This window comes from Novosphingobium sp. ES2-1 (assembly GCF_015169775.1).
GTDB classification, from domain to species: Bacteria; Pseudomonadota; Alphaproteobacteria; order Sphingomonadales; family Sphingomonadaceae; genus Novosphingobium; species Novosphingobium subterraneum.
On sequence record NZ_CP063445.1, the window covers coordinates 2,349,568 to 2,371,441 of the forward strand.

Sequence of the window (21,874 nt, forward strand, 5' to 3'; positions counted from 1 at the left end):
CTGGCAAGAGGCGCGCTGTGGATCACCTCAGCGCACGCCCTGTCCGTCTCAGCCTTTTGTCTGCTCGACGACGCGGATGTTCAGCTCGCGCAGCTGCTTGAGTGCGGCAGGAGACGGTGCACCCATCAGCAGATCCTCGGCGCGCTGGTTCATCGGGAACAGCGTGATCTCGCGCAGATTCTGCGCACCGCAGATCAGCATGACGATGCGATCGACGCCAGCGGCCATGCCACCATGCGGCGGCGCGCCATACTGGAAGGCGCGATAGAGGCCGCCGAAGCGCTCTTCCACGTCAGCCTTGGACAGACCGACGATCTCGAATGCCTTGACCATCGTTTCGGGCGACTGGTTGCGGATCGAACCCGAGGCGATCTCGAAGCCGTTGCAGACGAGGTCGTACTGGAAGGCGTTGATCGTCAGCGGGTCCTGGGTGTTCAGCGCCTCGATCCCGCCCTGCGGCATCGAGAACGGGTTGTGGCTGAACTCGACCTTCTTGTTCTCCTCATCCCACTCGTAGAACGGAAAGTCGACGATCCAGCACAGCTCGAACCGGTCCTTGTCGATCAAGCCAAGCTGATCGGCGACGCGGGTGCGGGCGGCACCGGCAAGCTTGGCGGCCTGGCCCTCCTTGCCGGCAGCGAAGAAGCAGCCATCATCCGGGCCGAGACCGAGCTTGTCGAACAGCGCGGCCATCTTGTCGGCGCCGTGGTTCTTGGCGATCGGCCCGCCAAATTCGCCACCCTTGCGAGTGACATAGCCCAGACCTGCGTGACCTTCGGACCGCGCCCAGTCATTCATGTCGTCGAAGAACTTGCGGCTCTTGTCTGCCGTGCCCGGTGCCGGGATCAGACGCACGACGCCACCGGTGCCGACGATCTTCTCGAACAGGCCAAAGCCCGACTGGGTGAATTCTTCCGAAACATCCGAGATGATGATCGGGTTGCGCAGATCCGGCTTGTCCGAACCGTACTTGAGCATCGCTTCGGCATAGGGAATGCGCGGAAAGCTGCCAGTCGGCGTCACCGAGCGTCCGTTGGCAAATGCTTCGAATACGCCGCCGATGACCGGCTCCATCGTCTCCCAGACCTCTTCCTGGGTCACGAAGCTCATCTCGAGGTCCAGCTGGTAGAATTCGCCCGGCAGACGGTCGGCGCGCGGATCCTCGTCGCGGAAGCAAGGGGCGATCTGGAAATAGCGGTCGAAGCCCGCCACCATCAGCAGCTGCTTGTACTGCTGCGGCGCCTGCGGCAGTGCATAGAACTTGCCGGGATGGATGCGGCTCGGCACGAGGAAGTCGCGCGCACCTTCGGGCGAGGATGCGGTGAGGATCGGCGTCGAGTATTCCGTGAACCCTGCGCCTTCCATGCGGTGGCGCATGTCCGAGATGACCTTGGTGCGCGTGACGATGTTTGCGTGCAGCGTCTCGCGGCGCAGGTCGAGGAAGCGATAGCGCAAGCGAATGTCTTCAGGGTACTCCTGCTCGCCAGCCACCGGCATCGGCAATTCCTCGGCGGCGGAAAGCACCGTTGCACCACGCGCGAAGACTTCGATCTCGCCGGTCGGCAGGTTGGCATTGATAGTGCCTTCCGAGCGCGCCTTGACCTCCCCGTCGATGGTGACGACCGATTCCACGCGCAGCGCTTCCAGGATCGGCAGCGCCGGGCTGTCGGCATCGGCGACGATCTGCGTCATGCCATAGTGGTCGCGCAGGTCGACGAACAGCACGCCGCCGTGATCGCGCTTGCGGTGCACCCAGCCCGAAAGGCGGACGGTCTGCCCGACATCACCGCGCGTGAGGGCGCCGCAGGTATGGGAACGGTAAAGGTGCATCGAAACTCTTTCCAATCGGTCTGCAATCGGGCAGGGGGAATGGGCGGCTAACAGGCGATGGCCGCGCTTTTGTCAAGCCGCGCTCCCTGACGGGAGCACCACCGGGTCGCCCTTACCGGCGCGCCATACAGAAAAGACCGATGAAGATACATCCCCTGATCACGACGACCGACGCTCTGGCTGACTTGTGCGAGCGTCTGGCAAAAGCCGATTTCATCACGGTCGACACCGAATTCATGCGCGAGAACACCTACTGGCCGGAACTGTGCCTGGTGCAGATCGCCGATGACAAGGAAGCCGCAGCGATCGATCCGCTGGCGCCTGGGCTGGACATGACGCCGCTGCTCGACCTGCTGGTGGACAACGAGGATGTGCTCAAGGTCTTCCACGCTGGCGGACAGGACGTGGAGATCATCTACAACCTCACCGGCAAGACACCTCATCCCATCTTCGACACCCAGATCGCAATGATGGCGGTCAGCCAGTCGGAACAGATCGGCTATTCCAACCTCGTCGAATCCTGGCTCGGCTTCTCGATCGACAAGGGCGCCCGCTTCACCGACTGGTCGCGCCGTCCGCTGACCGACCGACAGATCGAATATGCCATCGGCGACGTCACCCATCTGTCCAAGATCTTCCCCAAGCTGCTCAAACGCCTGATCAAGACCGGTCGTGGCGAGTGGCTGGACATCGAGATGGAGAAGCTCGCCGATCCGGAGAATTACCGGACCGACATGGACACCGTCTGGCAGAAGATCCGCGCGCCCAGCCGCAACCCGGCCGTGCTTGGTCGGCTCAAGGCGCTGGCTGCATGGCGCGAGCGCGAGGCGATGGACAAGAACATCCCGCGTGGCCGCATCATGCGCGATGAAACGCTGGCGGATATCGCCAGCCACCCGCCCAAGGAGCAGCAGGACCTTGCCAAGGTGCGCGGGCTCTCGACGGGATGGAAGGATAACGACATCGGGCGCCGACTGATGCAGACGCTGGCCGAATCCAAGCCCCTGACCGACGCCGAGATGCCGCCCAAGGCGCCCCGCGGCGCCCCGCTCGGCAAGGAAGGCGCGCTGGTCGCCGATCTGCTCAAGCTCCTGCTCAAGATCCGCAGCCGCGAGATCGATATCGCTGCGCGCCTCCTCGCGCGGACGGACGATCTCGAACTGCTTGCAGCTGGTCAGCGCAAGAACCTGCCGATCCTCGAAGGCTGGCGCTTCGAGCAGTTCGGTCGCGACGCCCTTGAACTGGTAGAGGGCAAGCTGGCGTTCGCGGTGGTGAACGGCCGGCTCAAGATGGCGCATATCGACGATATCGGCGGTTCCGCAGACAAGCCCGAAGTCGTCGTTCACGTGGACGAATAGATCAAGATGAGCACATACCTGCCCACGCTCAAGCAATTGCAGTACCTCGTGGCCTTGCACGAGCATGGGCATTTCGGGCGTGCGGCGGACTCGTGCTTCGTCTCGCAATCGACGCTGTCAGCCGGTCTGCGCGAGCTGGAATCGCTGCTGGGCGTCGTGCTGGTCGAACGCACTCGCCGCGTGGTCCGCTTCACGCCGCTGGGAAATCAGGTGGTGGCCAAGGCGCATCGTCTGCTGCGCGAGGCCGAGGAGCTTTCCGAACTGGTGCAGAGCCACGGCGCGCCCCTCGCCGGCGAGTTGCGCATGAGCGTGATCCCGACGATCGCGCCGTTCCTGCTGCCGCGCATACTGCCGCGCCTGCGCAAGGAGCGCCCGCAGCTCAAGCTCTTCCTGCGCGAGGAGCCGAGCGCCGCGGCAATCGAATCGCTCCACCATGGCCGGGCTGACTGCGTGCTGCTGGCTCTCCCCTACGCCACTGGCGAAGTCGAAACCGAAGTCCTGTTCAAAGACGAATTGCTGGTCGCCTTCCCCAAGGACGATCCGCGCGATCCGCCTGCAACGATCACCGCAGACCTGATCGACGAGAACCGCCTGCTCCTGCTCGAAGACGGCCACTGCCTGAAAGAGCACGCACTGGCCGCCTGCAACCGCCCCGAAATGCGCGCCAGTGCCACGATGATCGGCACATCGCTCCACACGCTGGTGCAGATGGTCGACAACGGGCTTGGCCTCACCATGCTGCCAAAGATGGCGATCGATGCGGGCATCCTGCACGATACCCAGATCGTCGCCCGCCCGCTGAAGGCCGACCACGCCTGGCGCGACATTGCGTTGGTCTGGCGCCGCAACAGCCCCCGCGCCGAGGAGTTCCACATGCTGGCGCAGGAACTCCGGGCGGGTTGAGCGCTCTAAATTCCCGCTAGCACGAGACCCGCCAACGCGCAGACACCAAGCGTCGTGATGATGCCCAGGCGCAGACGAAAGATCATCACCGCGCTTCCAAGCGCGATGACCAGCACTCTCCAGTCAAGGGAAGCTAGGTCGGGCAGATCCAGCGTGATGGCCCCCAAGCTAGTCGGCGTAAGACGCGCGAACAGCACGTGCAGGGCAAACCACAGCGTCAGGTTCGCTATCACGCCCACCACGGCCGCGGTGATAGCCGCCAATCCACCCTTCAGACGCGGCGCATTCTCCAGCCGGTCCAACCAAGGGCTGAACGCGAATATCCACATGAAGCAAGGCACGAAGGTCACCCAAGTCGTCAGGATTGCGCCCAAGAGTCCGGCAAGGTAGGGGCCGAACGGCTCTGGCGCGCGAAACGCGGCAAGGTAGCCCACGAACTGCGTAACCATGATCAGCGGCCCGGGCGTCGTTTCGGCAAGGCCCAGTCCATCGGCCATTTCACCGGGCCGCAGCCAGCCGAACCCGTCGACCGCCTGCTGCGCCATGTAGGCAAGCACGGCATAGGCCCCGCCGAAGGTCACGACTGCCAGCTGGGAAAAGAACACGCCGATCTTCCACAGCACGTGGTCGGCGCCCAGAGTTGTCAGCACCAGAGCCAGGGGCAACACCCAGATCATCGCGCCCACCGCAATGGCGCGCATCGTGGCACCCCAGGGTCGCGGCCCGCTGGTTTCAGCCGGCGCGCTGGACTTGACCCCGAGCATGTCGGGTCGCCGCGCTGCGAGCACCATGCCGAGTGCCCCTGCTCCGAGAACGACCGCAGGGAACGGTACGGCAAATAACGCCAGCCCGATGAAGGCCGCGAGCGCTATGATCTTCTTGGTCGGCGTGCCAAGCGCCCGCCCGGCAATCCGCAGGAGCGCCTGCACGACAATCGCCAGAACGGCCGCCTTGATGCCGAGAAACAGTGCGGAAAACCAGCCAAGACCTGCCGCGGCCGCATAGAGGATCGACAGGGCGAGGATCACCGCGGCCCCCGGCAGGACGAAGAGCAGCCCCATGGCCAGCCCACCGCGATTGCCGTGCAGCTTCCAGCCGATCCACGTCGCCAGCTGCTGCGCTTCAGGGCCAGGCAGAAGATGGCAGAAATTCAGCGCGTGCAGGAACTGGTCCTCGCTGACCCAGCGGCGTTCGTCCACCAGTTCGCGATGCATCAGGGCGATCTGTCCGGCCGGACCGCCGAAACTGAGGCAGCCGATCCGCGCGCCCACGCGAACCAGCTCGGAGAAATCGGGTTTATTCAGCAAATCTGTACGTTCACTCATGATCAGCCCAACTACCTGCGGCCCGCAAAGCGGGCCGTGCAGGCAACGCTTGGGCTTCTGCCATGGCAGAACGCCTGACCGGGAGGTTGCATCGCCCCGGACATCCAGTAGTGCTCATTTAACTGCCGCTATCCAGAACCGCAAGCGCGCTCAATCCATGTGCTTGAGGCCGACGCGCAAGTAGTCCCAGCCCGTGACCACGGTCAGCACCGCTGCGCCCCACAGCGTGGTGAGGCCAACGGTATGCGGGACGTTCACCGTCAAACCTCCAGCTGTCAGCACCCAATCGGGCAGGGCCTGACCGAGGATCAACGCGCCGAGCGAGATCATCTGGAACGTCGTCTTCCATTTGGCGAGGCGGCTGACCGGCACGGAGACACGCAGGCCCCCGAGAAACTCCCGCAAACCAGACACCGCGATCTCGCGCAGCAGAATCACCAACCCGGCGATCACGTGCATGTCGCCAACGTACGGTCCGCGCAGCACGCCCTGCGCTGTCAGCACCAGGATAACGGCGGCGACCATGATCTTGTCGGCTATCGGATCAAGGAAGACGCCCAGCTTGCTGACGGTCCCCTGGGCGCGAGCAAGATAGCCATCGAAATAATCGGTGATCCCCATCAGGCAATAGACGCCAAAGGCGAGCCCATAACCGAGGTGCCATTCCGGCCACCAAAGCAGCGCTGCCAGCAAGGGCACCGTAACGATCCGTGACAGGGTGAGCAGATTGGGCAGCGTCAGCATGGAAAAGGCATAGCCTGCATTCGCGCCAAACGGAATCGCAACATTCACCGCTTAAGACAGCCACCGCAAAACCTCTTGCCCGCAATCCTCACCGGGCTAAGGGTGCGCTCAAGAAGCGATGTCGGCAAAGGGTTCATGACAACATCGACGCATCTGGTGCGCACGCGCCGTTTCCTGCCGCTGTTCGTCACCCAGCTGCTGGGGGCCTTCAACGACAATCTCTACAAGAACGCGATGGTCCTGTACGTTGTGTACAGCGTCTACAATTCGGAAGCTGCCGAAGCGCGCTTCTCCGCCATCGCTTCGGGCCTGTTCATCCTGCCCTTCTTCCTGCTCTCAGCCTTGGCAGGCCAGTTGGCCGACATGCGTGACAAGGCGAAGATCATCCGCGTCGTGAAAGCGTGTGAGATCGCGATCATGCTTGTCGGTGGGACGGGCCTTGTCCTGGCCTGGCTGGGGCTTGAGGTGGAACAGGTCGCCATTCCGCTGATGCTTGCCGCCCTGCTTGCAATGGGCGTGCATTCCACGTTCTTCGGCCCGATCAAGTACGCCATCCTGCCACAGCACCTGCATGACGGCGAGGTTCTGGCAGGCACCGGGCTCGTCGAGGCAGGCACCTATATCGCCATCCTCGCCGGCACGATCCTGGCAGGCTGGATTCCGGTGGAAGTGGCGGCAGGTGGCGTAGTCGTGACGGCGCTCATCGGCTACTTCTCCGGTCGACAGGTCCCCCCTGCCCCGCCGATGATCGAGGCACAGAAGATCGATTTCAACGTCTTCACGTCATCGTGGAGACTGATCCGCAACACGACGCGACACCGACAGGTGTTCATGGCAATCGTGGCGATCAGCTTCTTCTGGACCGTCGGCACCGTGCTGTTCATCCAGTTCCCGCCCCTTGCCAAGAACGTCCTTTCTGCCAGCAAGGAGGTGGCAAGCCTCTTTCTGGTGATGTTCTCGATCGGCATTGCCATCGGTTCGATGTCGATCAACGCGCTGCTCAAGGGGACCGTCTCGGCGCGTTATTCGCCCGCGTCGGTGATCGTGATGGGCCTGTTCATCGCCGCGTTCCATCAGGTTTGCGATTACTGGCCCGCACATCCCGGCATGCCATTGATGGACGTTGCCACCTTCATCGCTCAGCCCCTCGCCATCCCCCTGCTGCTTTGCCTGCTCGGCATCGCAGTGGCAGGCGGCATGTTCGTCGTGCCGCTCTACGCATTCCTGACGACCGTGGTCGACAAGTCCGAGACAGCCCGCACGATCGCTGCCAATAACATTGTCAATTCAGGAGCCATGGTGGTGGGGTCGCTGCTCGCGGTTGGCCTCAGCGCAGCAGGGGTCGCCATTGTCGACCAGTTGCTGCTCGGCGCAGCGATGTGCGTGGTCTCGGCCTGGCTCGGCTATCTGCTGTACCGCGCGGAGAAGGCTGCCAAGGCAGTCTGATCAGGCGATAAACACCATGATTGCCAGGAAGCAGGCGCAATAGGCGATCAGGAAATCGCGGATATCCTGCATGGATATGCGCCGCAGGTTGACTGGTTCAGACCGTATGTCTGCTTCGCGCAGCAGAGCCTCTGCCCGCTTCATCGCCGCCAGCACTTCCGGCTCATGGCGCGGCAACTCGCGCAACGCGTGCCGCGGCAACTGGGCGCGGAACGGGTGGCGTGCGGTGCCATAGGCGGTGCTGGGCGACATGGTCATGACCTGACCTTAACGCTTTTTTCACCCTTCGGTATCCCGGCATTCTGCGCTTTTTGCAGTCGTGCCTGTTCGGGACAGTCTGGCGCAGACAGAAAGAGAGGCCGCCCCATCCGGGACGGCCTCCTGTGACCGGCCTGCCGGTCAAAACTGGTCCTGAATTGAATCAGACGTCGTCGCCGAGTGCGCCCTTGACCTTCCCGGCCGCCTGTTGCGCTTCACCCTTGCGCTCCTGCGCCACGCCTTCACCATGGAGGCTGGCATTGTCGGTTGCCTTGCCCGCTGCCTGCTTGGTGTTGCCAATGGCTTCGTTGGCAAGGCCCTTGGCGCGATCGGTCAGCTCACCCATCTTTGATCTCCTTGAATTTACGGCGAAGTTGCATCGCCTTCACGAAGATCAATACGCACTGAATCCGCCGCGGTTCCGGCTTAGAGCACTCCTGCCATGCGCAGGATAAGGTTCCATTCGACTGGTCGCACGGCACCCACGGAAAGGCGCGAAAGCCGGATCAGATCCATCTCCTGAAGGTCCGGCGTGGCCTTTATCTGCTTCAGGGTCACTGTCTGCGGCAACTTCTCGACCGGCTTAACCTTCACCGCCGCCCACTTGCCTTCCGGATCGGTAGGATCAGTCAGTCCGCCCTCGCTGATCACGATCACGCCAACCACCTCGACACCGATGTTGGAATGATAAAAGAACGCCAGATCGCCAGCCTGCATTGTGCGCAGGTTGCGCGCGGCGAGGTGGTTGCGCACGCCGTCCCACGTCCCCTCCCCTTCTGCGACGAGGTCATCCCAGCCATAGACGTCCGGTTCGGACTTCATCAGCCACAGGTTGCGGCCAGTCGTGTCGGTGATGTTGATTTTGGTCATGAAACCCCACGCGAATCCCGTTACAGGCGGTTTCCATAGCGACAATTTTCCGAACTGGAACACCATGCCCCTGCAAACCCTGCCGGTGATCTCGCTGAACAGCGAGCCCGCAACGCTTTCCCGTGACCTTGGCGAATCCTTCCAGACCTTCGGCTTTGCCATGGTCCGCGACCACGGTATCGATGCCGACCTGATCGCGCGCGCCTGGACTCTCACCGCCGAGTTCTTCGCCCTGCCCGAGGACGAGAAGCGCAGCTACTACATCGAGGGCCTTGGCGGTGCCCGTGGCTACACCCCATTCGGCACTGAAATCGCCAAGGGTGCAAAGCGCCACGACCTCAAGGAATTCTGGCACGTCGGCCGCGATCTGCCAGCAGACCATCCGCTTGCCGCGATGTCGATGTTCCCCAACCTCTGGCCGACCCGCCCCACAGGCTTCCGCGAGACTTTCGAAGCGCTCTATGCCGAGTTCGACCGCGTCGGCGCGCGCATCCTGTCGCGCATTGCGGTGTGGCTGGGGCTTGACGAGCACTGGTTCGACCCGGCGATCGAGGATGGCAACTCGGTCATGCGCCTGCTGCACTATCCCCCCCTGCCCGCCGATGCCGAACCCGGCGCGATTCGCGCCGGTGCGCACGAGGACATCAACCTGATCACGCTGCTGCTGGGCGCAGAGGAAGCAGGCCTTGAACTGCTGACGAAGCAGGGCGAATGGATTGGCGTCTCGCCGCCTGAAGGCGCGCTGGTGGTCAACATCGGCGACATGCTGCAGCGCCTGACCAACCACGTCCTGCCCTCGACGACGCATCGCGTGCGCAATCCCGAAGGCGAGCGCGCCCGCCACAGCCGGTATTCGATGCCTTTCTTCCTGCACCTGCGCAGCGACTTCCCCTTCAGGACGCTGGACCAGTGCATCACCCCGGAAAACCCCGACCGTTACCCGGTTTCGATCACGGCCGATGATTACCTGCAGGAACGCCTGCGCGAGATCGGGCTGAAGAAGTAACCTCGGAATTCCGTGCCCTCGCCCGAGCGGGGGCGCGGCATTGCAGATTCAGCCCGCCGGCCGCTCCACCGGGACGACGTTGTACTTGCGCACCTCATCCTGGCTCAGGCAATAGCGTGTCGACGGGTTCTCCTTCGTCGCCACGGCCTGCTGCTTGTACATCACCTCGGTCAGCAACTTTCGGCTGATGCCCATGCGGATCAGGAAATCGTTGTCCTCGCTTGCCAACAAGGCGCTGGCCTGTTCGATCTCGCCGATCAACCGAGTGGTCTCCTCGGTGCCTTCATCGACCGATATCTCGATGACGTCGCGGTCGCCGGTGTGGGTGAACATGTGGACCATGAACATTCCACCGGGCTCCACAAACCGGCGATCGCCGCCCATGAACACGAAATTGCAGGCCGAAAAGCACGTCCATCCCGCAGGAATGCGGGTGACCATGCCGGGATAGGACCGAATCACCTTCCCCGCGCGATTGCCGGCAGCGGCATCTCCCCCTCGGGATTTCAGCCAGACCTCCTCGATCCGCTCGTCGGCGTCGATCGCCGCTTTCAGGCGTTCAGGCAAACGCGAATCGATGATGCCGTCGGCAATCAGCACGCGCTTGCCGCCCTTGTCGACAGGGGTCAGCTTCATGGCCTGGGCAAGGCCCCATTCCGGTTTCTCAGGGCATGTCGGGTTCCTGGGGTCCATCGCGACCGGCTTTGTTGCCCCTGTGGCCAGCAGCAGGGCCAGAAACGGGAAAGCCAGCCGCATCAGGCCGCCAGCGAATAGCGTGCGGAACCCGGAGCACGGCACATGCGCTTGTTGGCAGTCGTCTCCTCACCGTTGACGATGATGACGTCGGTCACGGTTATGCATTGGCGTCCCACCGCTCCGTTCGATGCCAGCTCATCATTGCGCGCGGTGATGGTCGAAGTGCCCGAGACGTTCTCGCGGGTGTTCGACGTCCACGACGAGGTGCTGCCAACCTCTTCGCCCCGCGTCGCTTCAACCGTGGCTTCGGCTGCCTGCTTCTGCTCCTCGGGATCGAGACGGCAGGCAATCGCGTTTGTCAGCGTGTCGGCGAACTCGGCCGAAGGGAAGAAGCTGCCGACACCTGCCGAACTTGCGGCCCGGCCCACGCCCTGTCCGATCAGCCCGCCGAGGATCGAAGACCCGGCACTCTTGCTCTTGCCCTTGGGGCAGCCGTCCGCGCTTTTTTGCGTGGACGACGAACTGCGCGGGATCGACGGAATGCTGAAACCGCCGAACTGCGCCGAGGCCTGGCCACCGACCAGGGCCATGGCTGCGAGAGTCGCCGCAATACGGCAGGAAATGGCAAGAGGCTTTGGCGCGCGGCGCATGACAGGTCTTTCCGGCAATGTGACTTGTGCGGCCCTTTAGGTGACCGGAGGCTAGCAAGGCTGTGATCTTCGTCAATCGCGGCGCGACAGGCTGATCACATCACCCACCTCAGATGCTACGCGCACCAACGCAAAAGGCCGCCCGGAGGCGGCCCTTCAAGGAGGGGATGGTGGAGCCTAGCGGGATCGAACCGCTGACCTCCTGCATGCCATGCAGGCGCTCTCCCAGCTGAGCTAAGGCCCCATTTCCCATCAGGCTCGCCCTGGGAGGCGAACCGTTCCGGCGGTGTCTCTCGCCGGGAGCCGCGCCTCTAAGGGAGGTTGCCTTGGCTGGCAAGACGAAAAAATCGCCCCCGGAAATTTTTTGGAGCCGGTCCGAAAACCGGCCCCGAAACCATTACACTTCGTCGTCGTCGCCGTCGTGACCGGCAACGCCAAGATCATCGTCGCCTCCGAGATCGACGTCGTTGTCCGGCGAATCACCGTCCTCATCGATGTCGAGATCCTCGTCGGCCAGATCGACGTCAGGTGCGACATCAACCTTGTCCTTCTGGATCTCCTCGTACGGGATCGGCTGCTTCGATTTGAGCACCGGCTCGGCGGTCCAGGTGTACTTGCACTCGACGCAGGTGATCGGGTCGGCATTGCCCAGATCGTAGAAGCGGGTGCCGCACTTCGGACAGCTGTGCTTGGCGCCCCATTCCGGCTTGACCATGAAACTTCCTCAAGACTGGCCCGGCAGGACAGAACATCGCCGGGCGGAGAACTGCACGCTTGATGGGTCCGCTCGTGCGCGGAATCAAGAGAGCGCGCGCCTTGCCATAGCGGCGCGCTGCTGTCAAAAGCCGCGCGCTTTATCAGCCCTCCCCGCTTCGAAAGTAGAGATTCCGTGTCCTCTCACGATCCGGCGCAGATGCGCCCCCGCCGTTTCACTGCCAACGGACCTCTCAAGGGCCGGATCCGCGTGCCCGGCGACAAGTCGATCAGCCACCGCTCGATCATGCTCGGCGCATTGGCCGTGGGCGAGACGCGAGTGACAGGGCTGCTCGAAGGCGAGGACGTGCTCTCGACCGCTGCTGCCATGCGCGCGATGGGTGCGACGATCGAGCGTGATGCCGATGGCATGTGGCACGTCCATGGCGTCGGCGTCGGCGGCCTGCTGCAGCCTCAGGCCGCGCTCGACATGGGCAATTCCGGCACCTCGACTCGCCTGCTCATGGGCCTTGTCGCCACGCATCCGATCACCGCGACATTCGTGGGCGACGCATCGCTGTCGAAGCGCCCGATGGGGCGCGTGATCGATCCGCTCTCGACCATGGGCGCGGAATTCACCGCGAGCCCCGGCGGCCGCCTGCCCCTCACGCTGCGCGGCATCTCGCCCGCAGTCCCGATCGAATACCGACTGCCAGTCGCCTCGGCGCAGGTGAAGAGCGCGATCCTTCTCGCAGGCCTCAACACCCCCGGCATCACCACGGTGATCGAGCCGATCCCCACGCGCGACCATTCCGAACGCATGCTGCGCGGCTTCGGCGCCGAGCTGACGGTCGACATCGCCGATGACGGCGCGCGCGTAATCAAGGTGCGGGGCGAGGCCGAGTTCAAGCCACAGGACATCGTCGTGCCCGGCGACCCCTCCTCAGCCGCGTTCTTCGTGGTCGCCGCGCTTCTGATCGAAGGCTCGGACCTCGTGGTCGAGAACGTCGGCCTCAACCCCACGCGCGCTGCGCTGTTCGATGTGCTGCGCCTGATGGGCGGCAGCATCGAGGAGCTTGACCGTCGCGATGTCGGCGGCGAGCCCGTGGCTGACCTGCGCGTGCGGCATTCGCTGCTCACCGGCATCGACGTCGATCCCGCCGTGGTGCCCAGCATGGTCGACGAATTCCCGATCCTGTTCGTCGCCGCTGCGCTGGCCAAGGGCCGCACGGTAACGACCGGTCTCGAGGAACTGCGCGTCAAGGAGAGCGACCGCATCAGCGCCATGCGCGCCGCACTGGAACTGGCCGGTGCTACCGTCACCGAAACCGAGGACGGGCTGATCATAGATGGCACCGGCGGCGATCCGCTTCCCGGCACTGCGGAAGGTGCCAGCGTCGTCACCCACCTCGATCACCGCATTGCCATGTCGATGGCCATTGCCGGCATCGCCAGCAAGCGCGGCGTCGAGGTTGACGACACCCGCCCCATCGCCACCAGTTTCCCGGTCTTCGAAAGCCTGCTGGAGGGCGCGACGCGTTGACCAGTCACGATCTGGCCAACATCATCGGCTTCTGCGGCACCGCCTGCATTATCTTCGCCTACGGCTATGCCACCCGGCAGGACCGCCCCGACCCCTTCGTCCAGCACGGCGTCAACCTGCTCGGCGCGGTGCTGCTGACGATCTCGCTGCTGTTCAACATGAACCCCGCCTCGTTCGTGCTGGAGTTCTTCTGGGCGGCAATTGCGATATGGGGGCTGGTCAAGGCCTTCCGCAACCGGAGTTCCAACCCGTGATCATCGCTGTCGACGGCCCGACCGCTTCGGGCAAGGGCACCATCGCCAGGGCGCTGGCCGCACATTACGGGTTGCCTCACCTCGATACCGGCCTGCTCTATCGCGCCGTGGGCCGACAGGTATTTCTGAGCGAAGGCAACCCGGATGACGCGGGCGCCGCCCTTGCTGCCTGCGCCTTCCCGGAAAGCCTGCTGGCTGACCCTGAACTGCGCAGCGAAGAGACCGGCGGTTACGCCAGCCGCGTGTCAGTCCACCCTGCCGTCCGCGCCGCGCTGCTTGAACGCCAGCAAGCCTTTGCCAACCAGCCCGGCGGCGCGGTCCTAGACGGCCGCGACATCGCCACCGTCATCGCCCCCCACGCCGACGCCAAGCTCTTTGTCACCGCCAGCGTAAGCGCCCGCGCGATGCGCCGCTGGGTGGAAATGAAGCAGCTTGGCAAGGACGTGGAGCGCGCCGAGATCGAAGCCGACCTCGAAGCCCGGGACGAACGCGACCGCAACCGCGCCGAGGCTCCGCTTCGCCAGGCCGCAGGCGCGGCGCTGCTCGATACATCAAATCTGACCAAGGAAATGGCAGTGGCGACAGCGATTGCGCTTGTCGAAAAACAGCTAGGGGAAAAGGCCTAGGCCGCAGCTGGACGCATCTTCAGATCGGCCTCTTCGACCACCGCTTGAAAAACGCAGGTCTCGCCGATTCCTTTCAACGTCATCATCATGGGCGGACCAAACGCGCCACGGTCATTTGCGCGCAGCCATGTGCTTTCCGAGATCGCGATCCCATTTGCCGCCGCGGTCCCTTCGAGGCGTGCTGCAATGTTCACCGTGTCGCCCCAATAATCGTATGCCATGCGGGTCGCGCCGATCACGCCGCCAACCACAGGTCCGGAGTGGATGCCGGCTCGCAGGCCTACTTCATCGACGCCGGCAACGCGCTTGAGCTCCTCGACACCGGAGAGCACCGCGCGTGCAAACGCGATGGCGGCATCGGCGCTGTTACCGCTCGGTATGTTCCCGCCGGCGATCGCGAGGTAGGCATCGCCCACCGTCTTGACCTTTTCGACTCCAAACTCGCGGGCGCAGGCGTCAGCATGATTGAAGAAGCTGTTGAGCAACTCCACCAGATGGCCCGGCGAAACCCGCTTCGTCAGCTTCGAGAAACCGACCATGTCGATGAAGATCACGCTGGCATCGGCGTACGAATCCGCAACCATCTGCCCTGTCCGTATCCGCTCCACCGCCGTGGTGGGCAGCATGTTGAGCACCAGCTCCTCGTTGCGGGCACGCTCTGCGTCCAGCGAATCCGCCAGCATGAAGGCAGCGCGGCTCGTCCGTCCTACCGCCAGATTTATCGCCGCCATGACCAGGGCTCCACTCAAGTAGCTCAGCAAGGCATAGACCACCGCGGCATCGACAGTCTGTTCCGGAATGACTTGACCCAGCCAGCCAAGAAGGTCGCATCCAAGCCATCCCAGAAAAAGGTGCGGACGGCCGGCCAGGGTCACTGCCGCAAATGCCGTGATCGCCAGCCTGTTGATGACGCCGACGGCATGAAGGTTGGTATGGATGTGCAGCAGGTGGTCGAACAGAACGAAATTGATCCGCGCCACGATCAGCGAAATCACCAGCAGGGCGGTGAAATCGACCATCGGATGACGGACGTAGTCCTGCCAGAATGTGGCGCCGATATAGGCCCCGATGCACATCAGGCCGATGCCCAGCCAGAAGGCCAGACGCGCATTCTCGACCGGATCGAGATAGAGCGGATTGATGACGGAATAGGCCAGCATCACTGCCATGAACAGGACAGCGTAAAGCCGGACGAACGGCGTCCGCAAAGTACGCGCCGTCTCGTTGTAGCGGGCTTCGGTCGCCGCGTCATGGAACGTGCTGAACACCCCCGGCTGCTCCATCGCGGATCTCCTTGAAGATGCAGACTATCACGAGAAGTTTAACAGGTTCTGCGAACGGCCACACGATATCTTGAATACCCCATTTTTCTTGCTTTTCTCGGGCCATGAGCCTAAGCGCCGCCCGTCCGCGCAGGTCTTTGCCTGAGCGGGTGCCTTCGGCAGCATTCGGCTCCGGGGGCGGTTCGGCCCTTTTTGGCCCACGGCCCGCATGGGGCGGTACGTGGAGGAAAGACCGGCGGAAACAACCGCCTGGCCGGAATACCTAGAAACAGGAAGCTTTGATAATGGCTACCAACCCGTCGCGCGACGATTTCGCCGCGCTGCTTGACGAATCGCTTGGCGGAGCCGCCAACGGTGGCTTCGAAGGCCGCGTCGTCAAGGGCACCATCACCGCCATCGAAAACGACAAGGCCGTCATCGACGTGGGCCTGAAGAGCGAGGGCCGCGTTGCCCTGCGCGAATTCGCTGCCCCGGGCCAGGCGCACGGCCTCAAGGTCGGCGACGAAGTCGAAGTCTACGTCGACCGCGTAGAGAACGCCGATGGCGAAGCCATGCTGTCGCGTGACCGCGCCCGCCGCGAAGCCGCGTGGGACAAGCTCGAGAACGAATTCGGCGAAGGCAAGCGCGTTGAAGGCGTGATTTTCGGCCGCGTGAAGGGCGGCTTCACCGTCGACCTTGACGGCGCCGTTGCCTTCCTCCCCGGCAGCCAAGTCGACATCCGTCCGGTCCGCGACGTGACCCCGCTGATGGACATGCCGCAGCCGTTCCAGATCCTCAAGATGGACCGCCGCCGCGGCAACATCGTCGTCTCGCGCCGTGCGGTGCTGGAAGAAACCCGCGCCGAACAGCGCTCGGGCCTGATCCAGAACCTCAAGGAAGGCCAGATCATCGACGGCGTCGTCAAGAACATCACAGATTACGGTGCGTTCGTGGACCTCGGCGGCATCGACGGCCTGCTCCATGTCACCGACATGAGCTACAAGCGCGTCAACCACCCGTCGGAAGTCATCGCCATTGGCGATACCGTCAAGGTGCAGATCATCCGCATCAATCAGGATACGCAGCGCATCAGCCTCGGCATGAAGCAGCTTGAAAGCGATCCGTGGGATGGCGTTGCCGCCAAGTACCCGGTCGGCGCGAAGCTCTCGGGCACTGTCACCAACATCACCGAATACGGTGCGTTCGTGGAACTCGAAGCCGGCATCGAAGGCCTCGTCCATGTTTCGGAAATGTCCTGGACCAAGAAGAACGTCCACCCCGGCAAGATCGTCTCGACCTCGCAGGAAGTCGACGTGCTGGTTCTGGAAGTCGACAGCGACAAGCGCCGCATCAGCCTCGGCCTCAAGCAGGCCCAGCAGAACCCCTGGGAAGCCTTCGCCGAAAAGCACCCGGTCGGTTCGACCGTGGAAGGCGAAGTCAAGAACGCGACCGAATTCGGCCTGTTCATCGGCCTCGATGGCGACGTGGACGGCATGGTCCACATGTCCGACATCGCCTGGGGCATCTCGGGCGAAGACGCGCTGGCTCTGCACCGCAAGGGCGAGCAGGTTTCGGCCGTGGTTCTCGATGTCGACGTCGAGAAGGAACGCATCAGCCTCGGCATGAAGCAGCTTGAAAAGGGCGCTCCGGCTGCTGGTGGCGTTTCGGCTGCTGGCGCTGGCTCGCTGCGTCGCGGCGAAGTCGTCACCGTCACCGTTCTCGAAGTCCGCGACGGCGGCCTCGAAGTGCAGGCTGGCGAAGACGGCGCAACCGGCTTCATCAAGCGCTCGGATCTGGGCCGCGACCGTGACGAACAGCGTCCGGACCGCTTCCAGGTCGGCCAGAAGCTCGACGCCATGGTCACCGGCTTCGATCGTTCGAAGAAGCCGAACTTCTCGGTCAAGGCCCGCCAGCTGGCCGAAGAGAAGGAAGCCGTGGAACAGTACGGCTCGTCGGATGCCGGCGCATCGCTGGGCGACATCCTCGGCGCCGCTCTGAAGGCGAAGCAGTAAGCGCGACCGAAGGTTGCGCCCCCGCGAAGGCGGGGGCCCCCCTCGGCCAAGCGCTGCGCTTCCTCGAAGTGAGCAAAAAGCAAGGCCCGTCCGGAGAAATCCGGGCGGGCTTTTGCTTTGTCCGGAACGCGGCGCTAAGCTGCAGCCATGACGCTACAGATCCACCAATTCCCCTGCCTGTCCGACAACTACGGCTTCCTCGCCCACGATCCGGCAAGCGGCGAAACCGCGTGCATCGACACGCCCGACGCGCCAGCCTACCTGCGCGAGGCCGAGGCGAAGGGCTGGCGCATCACTCAGATCTGGAACACACACTGGCACCCCGACCATGCCGGCGGCAACGAGGCGATCAAGGCCGCCACCGGCTGCACCGTCATCGCCCCCGAAGATGACGCCGGAAAGATCGCCGCCGTGGACCGCACTGTGGCTCAAGGCGACACCGTGCAACTCGGCAGCTTTACCGCGACGGTCATCGACGTCGGCGGTCACACCATGGGTCACTGCGCCTACCACCTGCCCACAGCTTCGGTGGCTTTTGTCGGTGACGCCCTCTTCCCGCTGGGCTGCGGCCGCATGTTCGAAGGCACCCCGCCGCAATTCTGGGCGAGTCTCACGCGCCTCAAGGCCCTGCCCCACGAAACAACGCTCTACAGCGCGCACGAATACACCCAGTCCAACGCCCGCTTTGCGCTCTTCGCCGATCCGGACAACGCAGCCCTCGCCGGCTATGCCCGAGGCGTGGATGAAAAGCGCTCGCGCGGCGAATGGACCGTGCCCACCACCCTCGCCGCAGAGCTCGCCGCCAACCCCTTCCTGCGCGCGGACGACGCGGAGATGGCCTCGCGCTGGGGCGGATCATCGCCCGAAGAGACATTTGCCGCCCTGCGCAAGGCCAAGGACACTTTCCGCTGACGCCGATCCTGCTAAAGCGATAGTTGACTTGGGGGTAGCATGGCCGGCGAGAGAAAGATCATCCGCGTAACGTCGTTCGACGTGGCCGAGGCGGCGGGCGTCAGCCAGTCGACCGTCAGCCGTGCCCTTGCCGGTGACACATCGATCAGCGAACCCACCCGCCAGCGTGTCATGGAAGCCGCCCGCCGCCTGAACTATCAGGTCGACGAAAACGCCGCTCGCCTGCGTCGGGGCCGCACCGGCACACTGGCCGTCGTGATGATCTGTCGCGAGGCGCAGGACCGCAAGGATATCAACCCCTTCTACTTCTCGCTGCTCGGCTCCACTTGCGCCGCCGCCTCGGCCAAGGGCTACGAAACCCTTGTCTCCTTCCAGGATGCGCCCGAGAACTTCTGGGGCCACTTTCAGGAGCGCCGCAAGGCCGACGGCATGATCGTGATCGGCACGACCACCAACACCAAGGCCTGGGACTATTTCCGCGACATGCCGGAAGGCACGCACTGGACTTGCTGGGGCTCGCCCGACAACGACATGCCATGGGTGCGCAGCGACAACCTCTCGGGCGCAACGCTCGCAACCCGCCATCTGCTGGTGCGCGGCTACCGCCAGATCGTCTGCATCGGCTCAGCCACCTCGCCCCAGCGCCAGTTCCAGGAGCGCTATGAAGGCTATGCCGAGGCAATGCGCTCGGCAGGCCTGGAACCTGTCCTGCAACAGGTCGAAAGCGGCCTCGCCCGCGAAGAACAGGGCCGCCGCGCCGCGATTGCCCTGGCCGAGAGCGGCACCCCGTTCGACGCCATCTTCGCCGTCTGCGACGACATGGCCCTGGGCGCGCTCAAGGAACTGACCGCGCGCGGCTACGCTATCCCAGACCAGGTCGGCATCATCGGCTTCGACGGCATCCGCGCCGGCGCGTGGTCCACCCCGCCCCTCACCTCGATCGAACCGGACTTCCAGATGGCAGGGGCCCTGCTGGTCGAGCAACTCTTGGCGAAGATAAACGGCACCGAAGGGTCGGGACGGCGCGTACCGGTCAAGCTGGTGATCCGGGGATCGACACGGGCATGAAGTGGAATCGACAGGATTCCAAAGACGCGTTGACGCTTGCCGGTATCATCGCAGCCTTGCTCTCATTGCCGCTGCTGGGTGCTCTTCTTTTCGCCTTCAACCCACACCACTGAAGGGCGGAATTGAGGACACAAACAAAAACCCCTCCCGGCTCACACCGAGAGGGGCTTTCATGTTTTGTTGGCCGTGAAGCGGCTTGAAGCCGATCAGTTCACCAGCCCGGCAATCGCTCCATCCACCAGAGCCTTGTCGGCACCTGCGGAGTGGTTCTTCGCGATCAGGTCGCGCGCGGCAGCAGTTGCAGCCTGTGCAGCCTTGGCGCGCAGGTCGTCGACCGCAGCGCGTTCGGCAGCAGCGATCTTGTCCGAGGCCATCTTCTCGCGGCGGGCGATCACGGCCGCAGTGTCAGCTTCGGCCTTGGCGACGATGGCAGCAGCTTCGGTCTTGGCGTGCTCGACCATGGCCGCCGCGTCCTTCTCGGCGTTGGCGATCTTTGCGGCGTATTCGGCGCGCAGCTTCTCGGCTTCGGCGCGGAGCACCTTGGCTTCATCGAGTTGCTTGCGGATCGCGTCGATCTGCTTGTCGAGACCGCCGACGATCGCGCCGGGGACCTTCTTCGACACGAGGATCGCGAGGAAGATGGCCATCGACAGGGCAACCCATGCACCAGGCCCAAGGCCGAGTGCCGAAGGTTCGACGTGGTGTTCGCCGCCCGCAGCTTCGTGCTCGACGACAGCGGTCGTCTCTACAGCGTTAGCCATTTGCGAGAACTCCCTTCACGGCGGCCTGCGCTTCGGCAGCGGGGATCGACAGGCCGGCAATGCGGCTTGCGATGTCCTGCGCGGCTTCGGCGGCAACGCCTTCCACTTCACCCAGCGCGGCAGCGCGGGCAGCGGCAATGCGGGCTTCGGCAGCCGTCACGGTCTCGTCGATGCGAGCCGAAGCGGCGGAAAGCTTGGCGTCGGTGGCCTTGGCGGCGTCAGCCTTGGCGGCCGCAATCACGGCCTGGGCTTCGGCGCGCTGCTTGTTCGCCTGGACGCGCCATGCCTCTTCCTCGGCATCGGCGGCGGCCCGTGCGGCTTCGGCAGCGGCAAGGTCGTCGGCGATCTGCTTGTCGCGGCCGTCCATCGTGGAGACGACCTTGGGCAGCATGCCCCGGCCGATCACGAAGAAGACGATGCCGAAAAACACCAGCAGCCAGAAGACCTGGCTGGAATAGGTGGTGGCAAGCTGTTCAATCTGAGGCATCGCGGGTGTCCGGGCGTCAGGCGGCCGGGGCGGACCCCGGCCAGCATTTCAACAATCAGTGAGCTTCGCGTGCCTTAGGCAACGAAGATCAGGATCATCGCGACGACGAACGAGAGCAGGCCCAGAAGTTCGGCGGCGGCGAAGCCGATGAACAGGCGGCCCTGCTGACCGTCAGCAGCACCCGGATTGCGCAGCGCGCCTTCGAGGAACTTGGCAAACACGTTGCCCACGCCGAGCGAGGCGAGACCGGCGCCAACAGCGGCGAGACCAGCACCGAGCAGCTTTGCGCTTTCTGCGTCCATGTCAAAAACTCCTTTTTCTCAATTCCGTATGGGAAAATGTTGCGGGTATCAGTGAAGGTTCTCGGCGTCGTTCAGATAGACGCAAGTGAGCAGGGCAAAGACGTAAGCCTGGATGCCAGCCACCAGAAGTTCCAGCGCGCAGATGCCGATCATCAGCACGAAGCTGGGAACGGCGGCGAGGAAGAAGGTCCCCACCCCGGCGTTGGTGCCGGAGATGACGAAGCCCGAGAGCACTTCGAGCAGCACGTGCCCGGCCATCATCGCCACGAAGAGACGCAGGCCAAGGCTGAACGGACGCACCATGAACGAGATCAGCTCGATCGGGAAAATGATCGGGATCATCGGAACGGGCGTGCCGTGCGGCACGAACAGGGAGAAGAAGTGAAGGCCATGCTTGGCAAAGCCGACGCCGAGCACGATGGCAAAGCTCATGATCGCGAGCACGCCGGTGACGGTGAAGTGGCTGGTTGCCGTGAACGGATGCACGCCGACCAGAGCCAGCGGCAGCAGGCCGAGCATGTTGGCAAACAGGATGAAGCCGAACAGCGAGAACACGTAAGGCAGGTACTTGCGACCGGCCTTGCCGATGTTGGCCTGAAGCAGGTTGTCGACGAAACCGGTCAGGCCTTCGACAGCCATCTGCCAGCGCCCCGGAACCAGTTCGCGCTTGGCGCCACCGGCGACGAACGCAACCAGCACGACCGTGGTGATCGCCATCCACAGCGACGAGTTGGTGAACGCGATGTTGTAACCGCCGATAGACCAGTGATCGGTCCCGAAAAGGGTCTCGATCGTGAACTGGTGAACCGGATCGACCTTGCCTTCGGCCACGCGCTTAACCCCGTATCACTCGAATACAACAACAGCG

At 63.7% G+C, this 21,874-nt stretch carries 24 protein-coding genes and 1 tRNA gene; 10 read left to right on the plus strand and 15 right to left on the minus strand.

All coding sequences use genetic code 11. The features are described from left to right. Nucleotides 1-48: 48 nt before the first annotated feature. Complete coding sequence (gene aspS, locus IM701_RS11405; protein ID WP_193827006.1) at nucleotides 49-1,830, minus strand: aspartate--tRNA ligase; 1,782 nt, start codon at nucleotides 1,828-1,830, stop codon at nucleotides 49-51. A 140-nt stretch (nucleotides 1,831-1,970) separates the two neighbouring features. Between aspS and rnd the strand changes: the two genes are divergently transcribed. Continuing rightward, a complete protein-coding gene (gene rnd / locus IM701_RS11410) occupies nucleotides 1,971-3,188 on the plus strand; it encodes a ribonuclease D (protein ID WP_039334233.1) in 1,218 nt (405 codons plus the stop codon). A gap of 6 nt (nucleotides 3,189-3,194) precedes the next feature. Next, a complete protein-coding gene (locus IM701_RS11415; protein WP_193827007.1) occupies nucleotides 3,195-4,091 on the plus strand; it encodes a hydrogen peroxide-inducible genes activator in 897 nt (298 codons plus the stop codon). A 5-nt stretch (nucleotides 4,092-4,096) separates the two neighbouring features. Here IM701_RS11415 and chrA read toward each other — a convergent pair whose 3' ends face one another. Together chrA and pgsA are read right to left on the minus strand one after the other, a co-directional pair. Next, the gene (gene chrA, locus IM701_RS11420) at nucleotides 4,097-5,416 is read right to left on the minus strand and encodes a chromate efflux transporter (protein WP_193827008.1); all 1,320 of its coding nucleotides are present in this window, start codon (nucleotides 5,414-5,416) and stop codon (nucleotides 4,097-4,099) included. 150 nt (nucleotides 5,417-5,566) lie between these two features. Further along, nucleotides 5,567-6,160, minus strand: a complete 594-nt coding sequence (gene pgsA, locus IM701_RS11425) for a CDP-diacylglycerol--glycerol-3-phosphate 3-phosphatidyltransferase (protein WP_193827009.1) — start codon at nucleotides 6,158-6,160, stop codon at nucleotides 5,567-5,569. Nucleotides 6,161-6,295: 135 nt separating this feature from the next. Between pgsA and IM701_RS11430 the strand changes: the two genes are divergently transcribed. Further along, nucleotides 6,296-7,606, plus strand: coding sequence for an MFS transporter (locus IM701_RS11430; RefSeq protein ID WP_039334426.1), 1,311 nt, complete (start codon nucleotides 6,296-6,298; stop codon nucleotides 7,604-7,606). Here the strand turns inward: IM701_RS11430 and IM701_RS11435 are convergent, their stop codons facing one another. The 3 genes from IM701_RS11435 to IM701_RS11445 form a co-directional block, all read right to left on the minus strand. Next, entirely contained in the window at nucleotides 7,607-7,864 is a 258-nt protein-coding gene (locus IM701_RS11435) for a hypothetical protein (protein ID WP_039334239.1), read from the minus strand. Nucleotides 7,865-8,027: 163 nt separating this feature from the next. Continuing rightward, on the minus strand, nucleotides 8,028-8,210 hold the full coding sequence (locus IM701_RS11440; RefSeq protein ID WP_039334242.1) for a CsbD family protein: 183 nt from the start codon (nucleotides 8,208-8,210) through the stop codon (nucleotides 8,028-8,030). Between the two features lie 80 nt (nucleotides 8,211-8,290). Next, a complete protein-coding gene (locus tag IM701_RS11445) occupies nucleotides 8,291-8,734 on the minus strand; it encodes an EVE domain-containing protein (RefSeq protein ID WP_193827010.1) in 444 nt (147 codons plus the stop codon). 64 nt (nucleotides 8,735-8,798) lie between these two features. On the opposite strand from IM701_RS11445, the gene IM701_RS11450 reads away from it, so the two are divergent. Continuing rightward, nucleotides 8,799-9,740, plus strand: a complete 942-nt coding sequence (locus tag IM701_RS11450; protein ID WP_193828437.1) for an isopenicillin N synthase family oxygenase — start codon at nucleotides 8,799-8,801, stop codon at nucleotides 9,738-9,740. Nucleotides 9,741-9,788: 48 nt separating this feature from the next. On the opposite strand, the gene IM701_RS11455 is transcribed toward IM701_RS11450, so the two are convergent. The 4 genes from IM701_RS11455 to IM701_RS11470 form a co-directional block, all read right to left on the minus strand. Next, nucleotides 9,789-10,496, minus strand: a complete 708-nt coding sequence (locus IM701_RS11455) for a hypothetical protein (protein ID WP_193827011.1) — start codon at nucleotides 10,494-10,496, stop codon at nucleotides 9,789-9,791. Beyond that, entirely contained in the window at nucleotides 10,496-11,086 is a 591-nt protein-coding gene (locus tag IM701_RS11460) for a hypothetical protein (protein ID WP_193827012.1), read from the minus strand. Before IM701_RS11460 ends, IM701_RS11455 begins: the two co-directional genes overlap by 1 nt. 168 nt (nucleotides 11,087-11,254) lie before the next feature. Then, nucleotides 11,255-11,330, minus strand: a tRNA-Ala gene (locus IM701_RS11465). A 153-nt stretch (nucleotides 11,331-11,483) separates the two neighbouring features. Then, the gene (locus IM701_RS11470) at nucleotides 11,484-11,801 is read right to left on the minus strand and encodes a TIGR02300 family protein (protein WP_039334252.1); all 318 of its coding nucleotides are present in this window, start codon (nucleotides 11,799-11,801) and stop codon (nucleotides 11,484-11,486) included. Between the two features lie 198 nt (nucleotides 11,802-11,999). On the opposite strand from IM701_RS11470, the gene aroA reads away from it, so the two are divergent. The 3 genes from aroA to IM701_RS11485 are packed head-to-tail and all read left to right on the plus strand — an operon-like array spanning nucleotide 12,000 to nucleotide 14,202. Further along, nucleotides 12,000-13,322, plus strand: a complete 1,323-nt coding sequence (gene aroA, locus IM701_RS11475) for a 3-phosphoshikimate 1-carboxyvinyltransferase (RefSeq protein ID WP_193828438.1) — start codon at nucleotides 12,000-12,002, stop codon at nucleotides 13,320-13,322. Further along, nucleotides 13,319-13,576 (plus strand): hypothetical protein, encoded by a 258-nt coding sequence (locus tag IM701_RS11480; protein ID WP_062347614.1) that lies wholly within the window; start codon nucleotides 13,319-13,321, stop codon nucleotides 13,574-13,576. The genes aroA and IM701_RS11480 overlap by 4 nt, the downstream gene beginning before the upstream one ends. Beyond that, the gene (locus tag IM701_RS11485) at nucleotides 13,573-14,202 is read left to right on the plus strand and encodes a d(CMP) kinase (RefSeq protein WP_193827013.1); all 630 of its coding nucleotides are present in this window, start codon (nucleotides 13,573-13,575) and stop codon (nucleotides 14,200-14,202) included. Before IM701_RS11480 ends, IM701_RS11485 begins: the two co-directional genes overlap by 4 nt. On the opposite strand, the gene IM701_RS11490 is transcribed toward IM701_RS11485, so the two are convergent. Continuing rightward, nucleotides 14,199-15,485, minus strand: a complete 1,287-nt coding sequence (locus tag IM701_RS11490; RefSeq protein WP_193827014.1) for an adenylate/guanylate cyclase domain-containing protein — start codon at nucleotides 15,483-15,485, stop codon at nucleotides 14,199-14,201. The genes IM701_RS11485 and IM701_RS11490 overlap by 4 nt on opposite strands. A gap of 284 nt (nucleotides 15,486-15,769) precedes the next feature. Between IM701_RS11490 and rpsA the strand changes: the two genes are divergently transcribed. From rpsA to IM701_RS11505, 3 genes are all read left to right on the plus strand, one after another. Beyond that, the gene (gene rpsA, locus IM701_RS11495; protein ID WP_039334259.1) at nucleotides 15,770-17,476 is read left to right on the plus strand and encodes a 30S ribosomal protein S1; all 1,707 of its coding nucleotides are present in this window, start codon (nucleotides 15,770-15,772) and stop codon (nucleotides 17,474-17,476) included. A gap of 147 nt (nucleotides 17,477-17,623) precedes the next feature. Then, nucleotides 17,624-18,388 (plus strand): hydroxyacylglutathione hydrolase, encoded by a 765-nt coding sequence (gene gloB / locus IM701_RS11500; protein ID WP_193827015.1) that lies wholly within the window; start codon nucleotides 17,624-17,626, stop codon nucleotides 18,386-18,388. 39 nt (nucleotides 18,389-18,427) lie between these two features. Then, on the plus strand, nucleotides 18,428-19,456 hold the full coding sequence (locus tag IM701_RS11505) for a LacI family DNA-binding transcriptional regulator (RefSeq protein ID WP_193827016.1): 1,029 nt from the start codon (nucleotides 18,428-18,430) through the stop codon (nucleotides 19,454-19,456). 206 nt (nucleotides 19,457-19,662) lie between these two features. Here the strand turns inward: IM701_RS11505 and IM701_RS11510 are convergent, their stop codons facing one another. From IM701_RS11510 to IM701_RS11525, 4 genes are all read right to left on the minus strand, one after another. Then, entirely contained in the window at nucleotides 19,663-20,217 is a 555-nt protein-coding gene (locus IM701_RS11510; RefSeq protein WP_039334263.1) for an ATP synthase subunit B, read from the minus strand. Continuing rightward, nucleotides 20,210-20,704, minus strand: coding sequence for an ATPase (locus IM701_RS11515; RefSeq protein WP_193827017.1), 495 nt, complete (start codon nucleotides 20,702-20,704; stop codon nucleotides 20,210-20,212). Before IM701_RS11515 ends, IM701_RS11510 begins: the two co-directional genes overlap by 8 nt. 74 nt (nucleotides 20,705-20,778) lie before the next feature. Next, nucleotides 20,779-21,006 carry a F0F1 ATP synthase subunit C gene (locus IM701_RS11520; protein WP_011444975.1) on the minus strand — a complete coding sequence of 76 codons (228 nt, stop codon included), beginning with the start codon at nucleotides 21,004-21,006 and terminating at the stop codon, nucleotides 20,779-20,781. 48 nt (nucleotides 21,007-21,054) lie between these two features. Continuing rightward, nucleotides 21,055-21,837, minus strand: a complete 783-nt coding sequence (locus IM701_RS11525; RefSeq protein WP_039334268.1) for a F0F1 ATP synthase subunit A — start codon at nucleotides 21,835-21,837, stop codon at nucleotides 21,055-21,057. Between the last annotated feature and the right edge of the window lie 37 nt (nucleotides 21,838-21,874).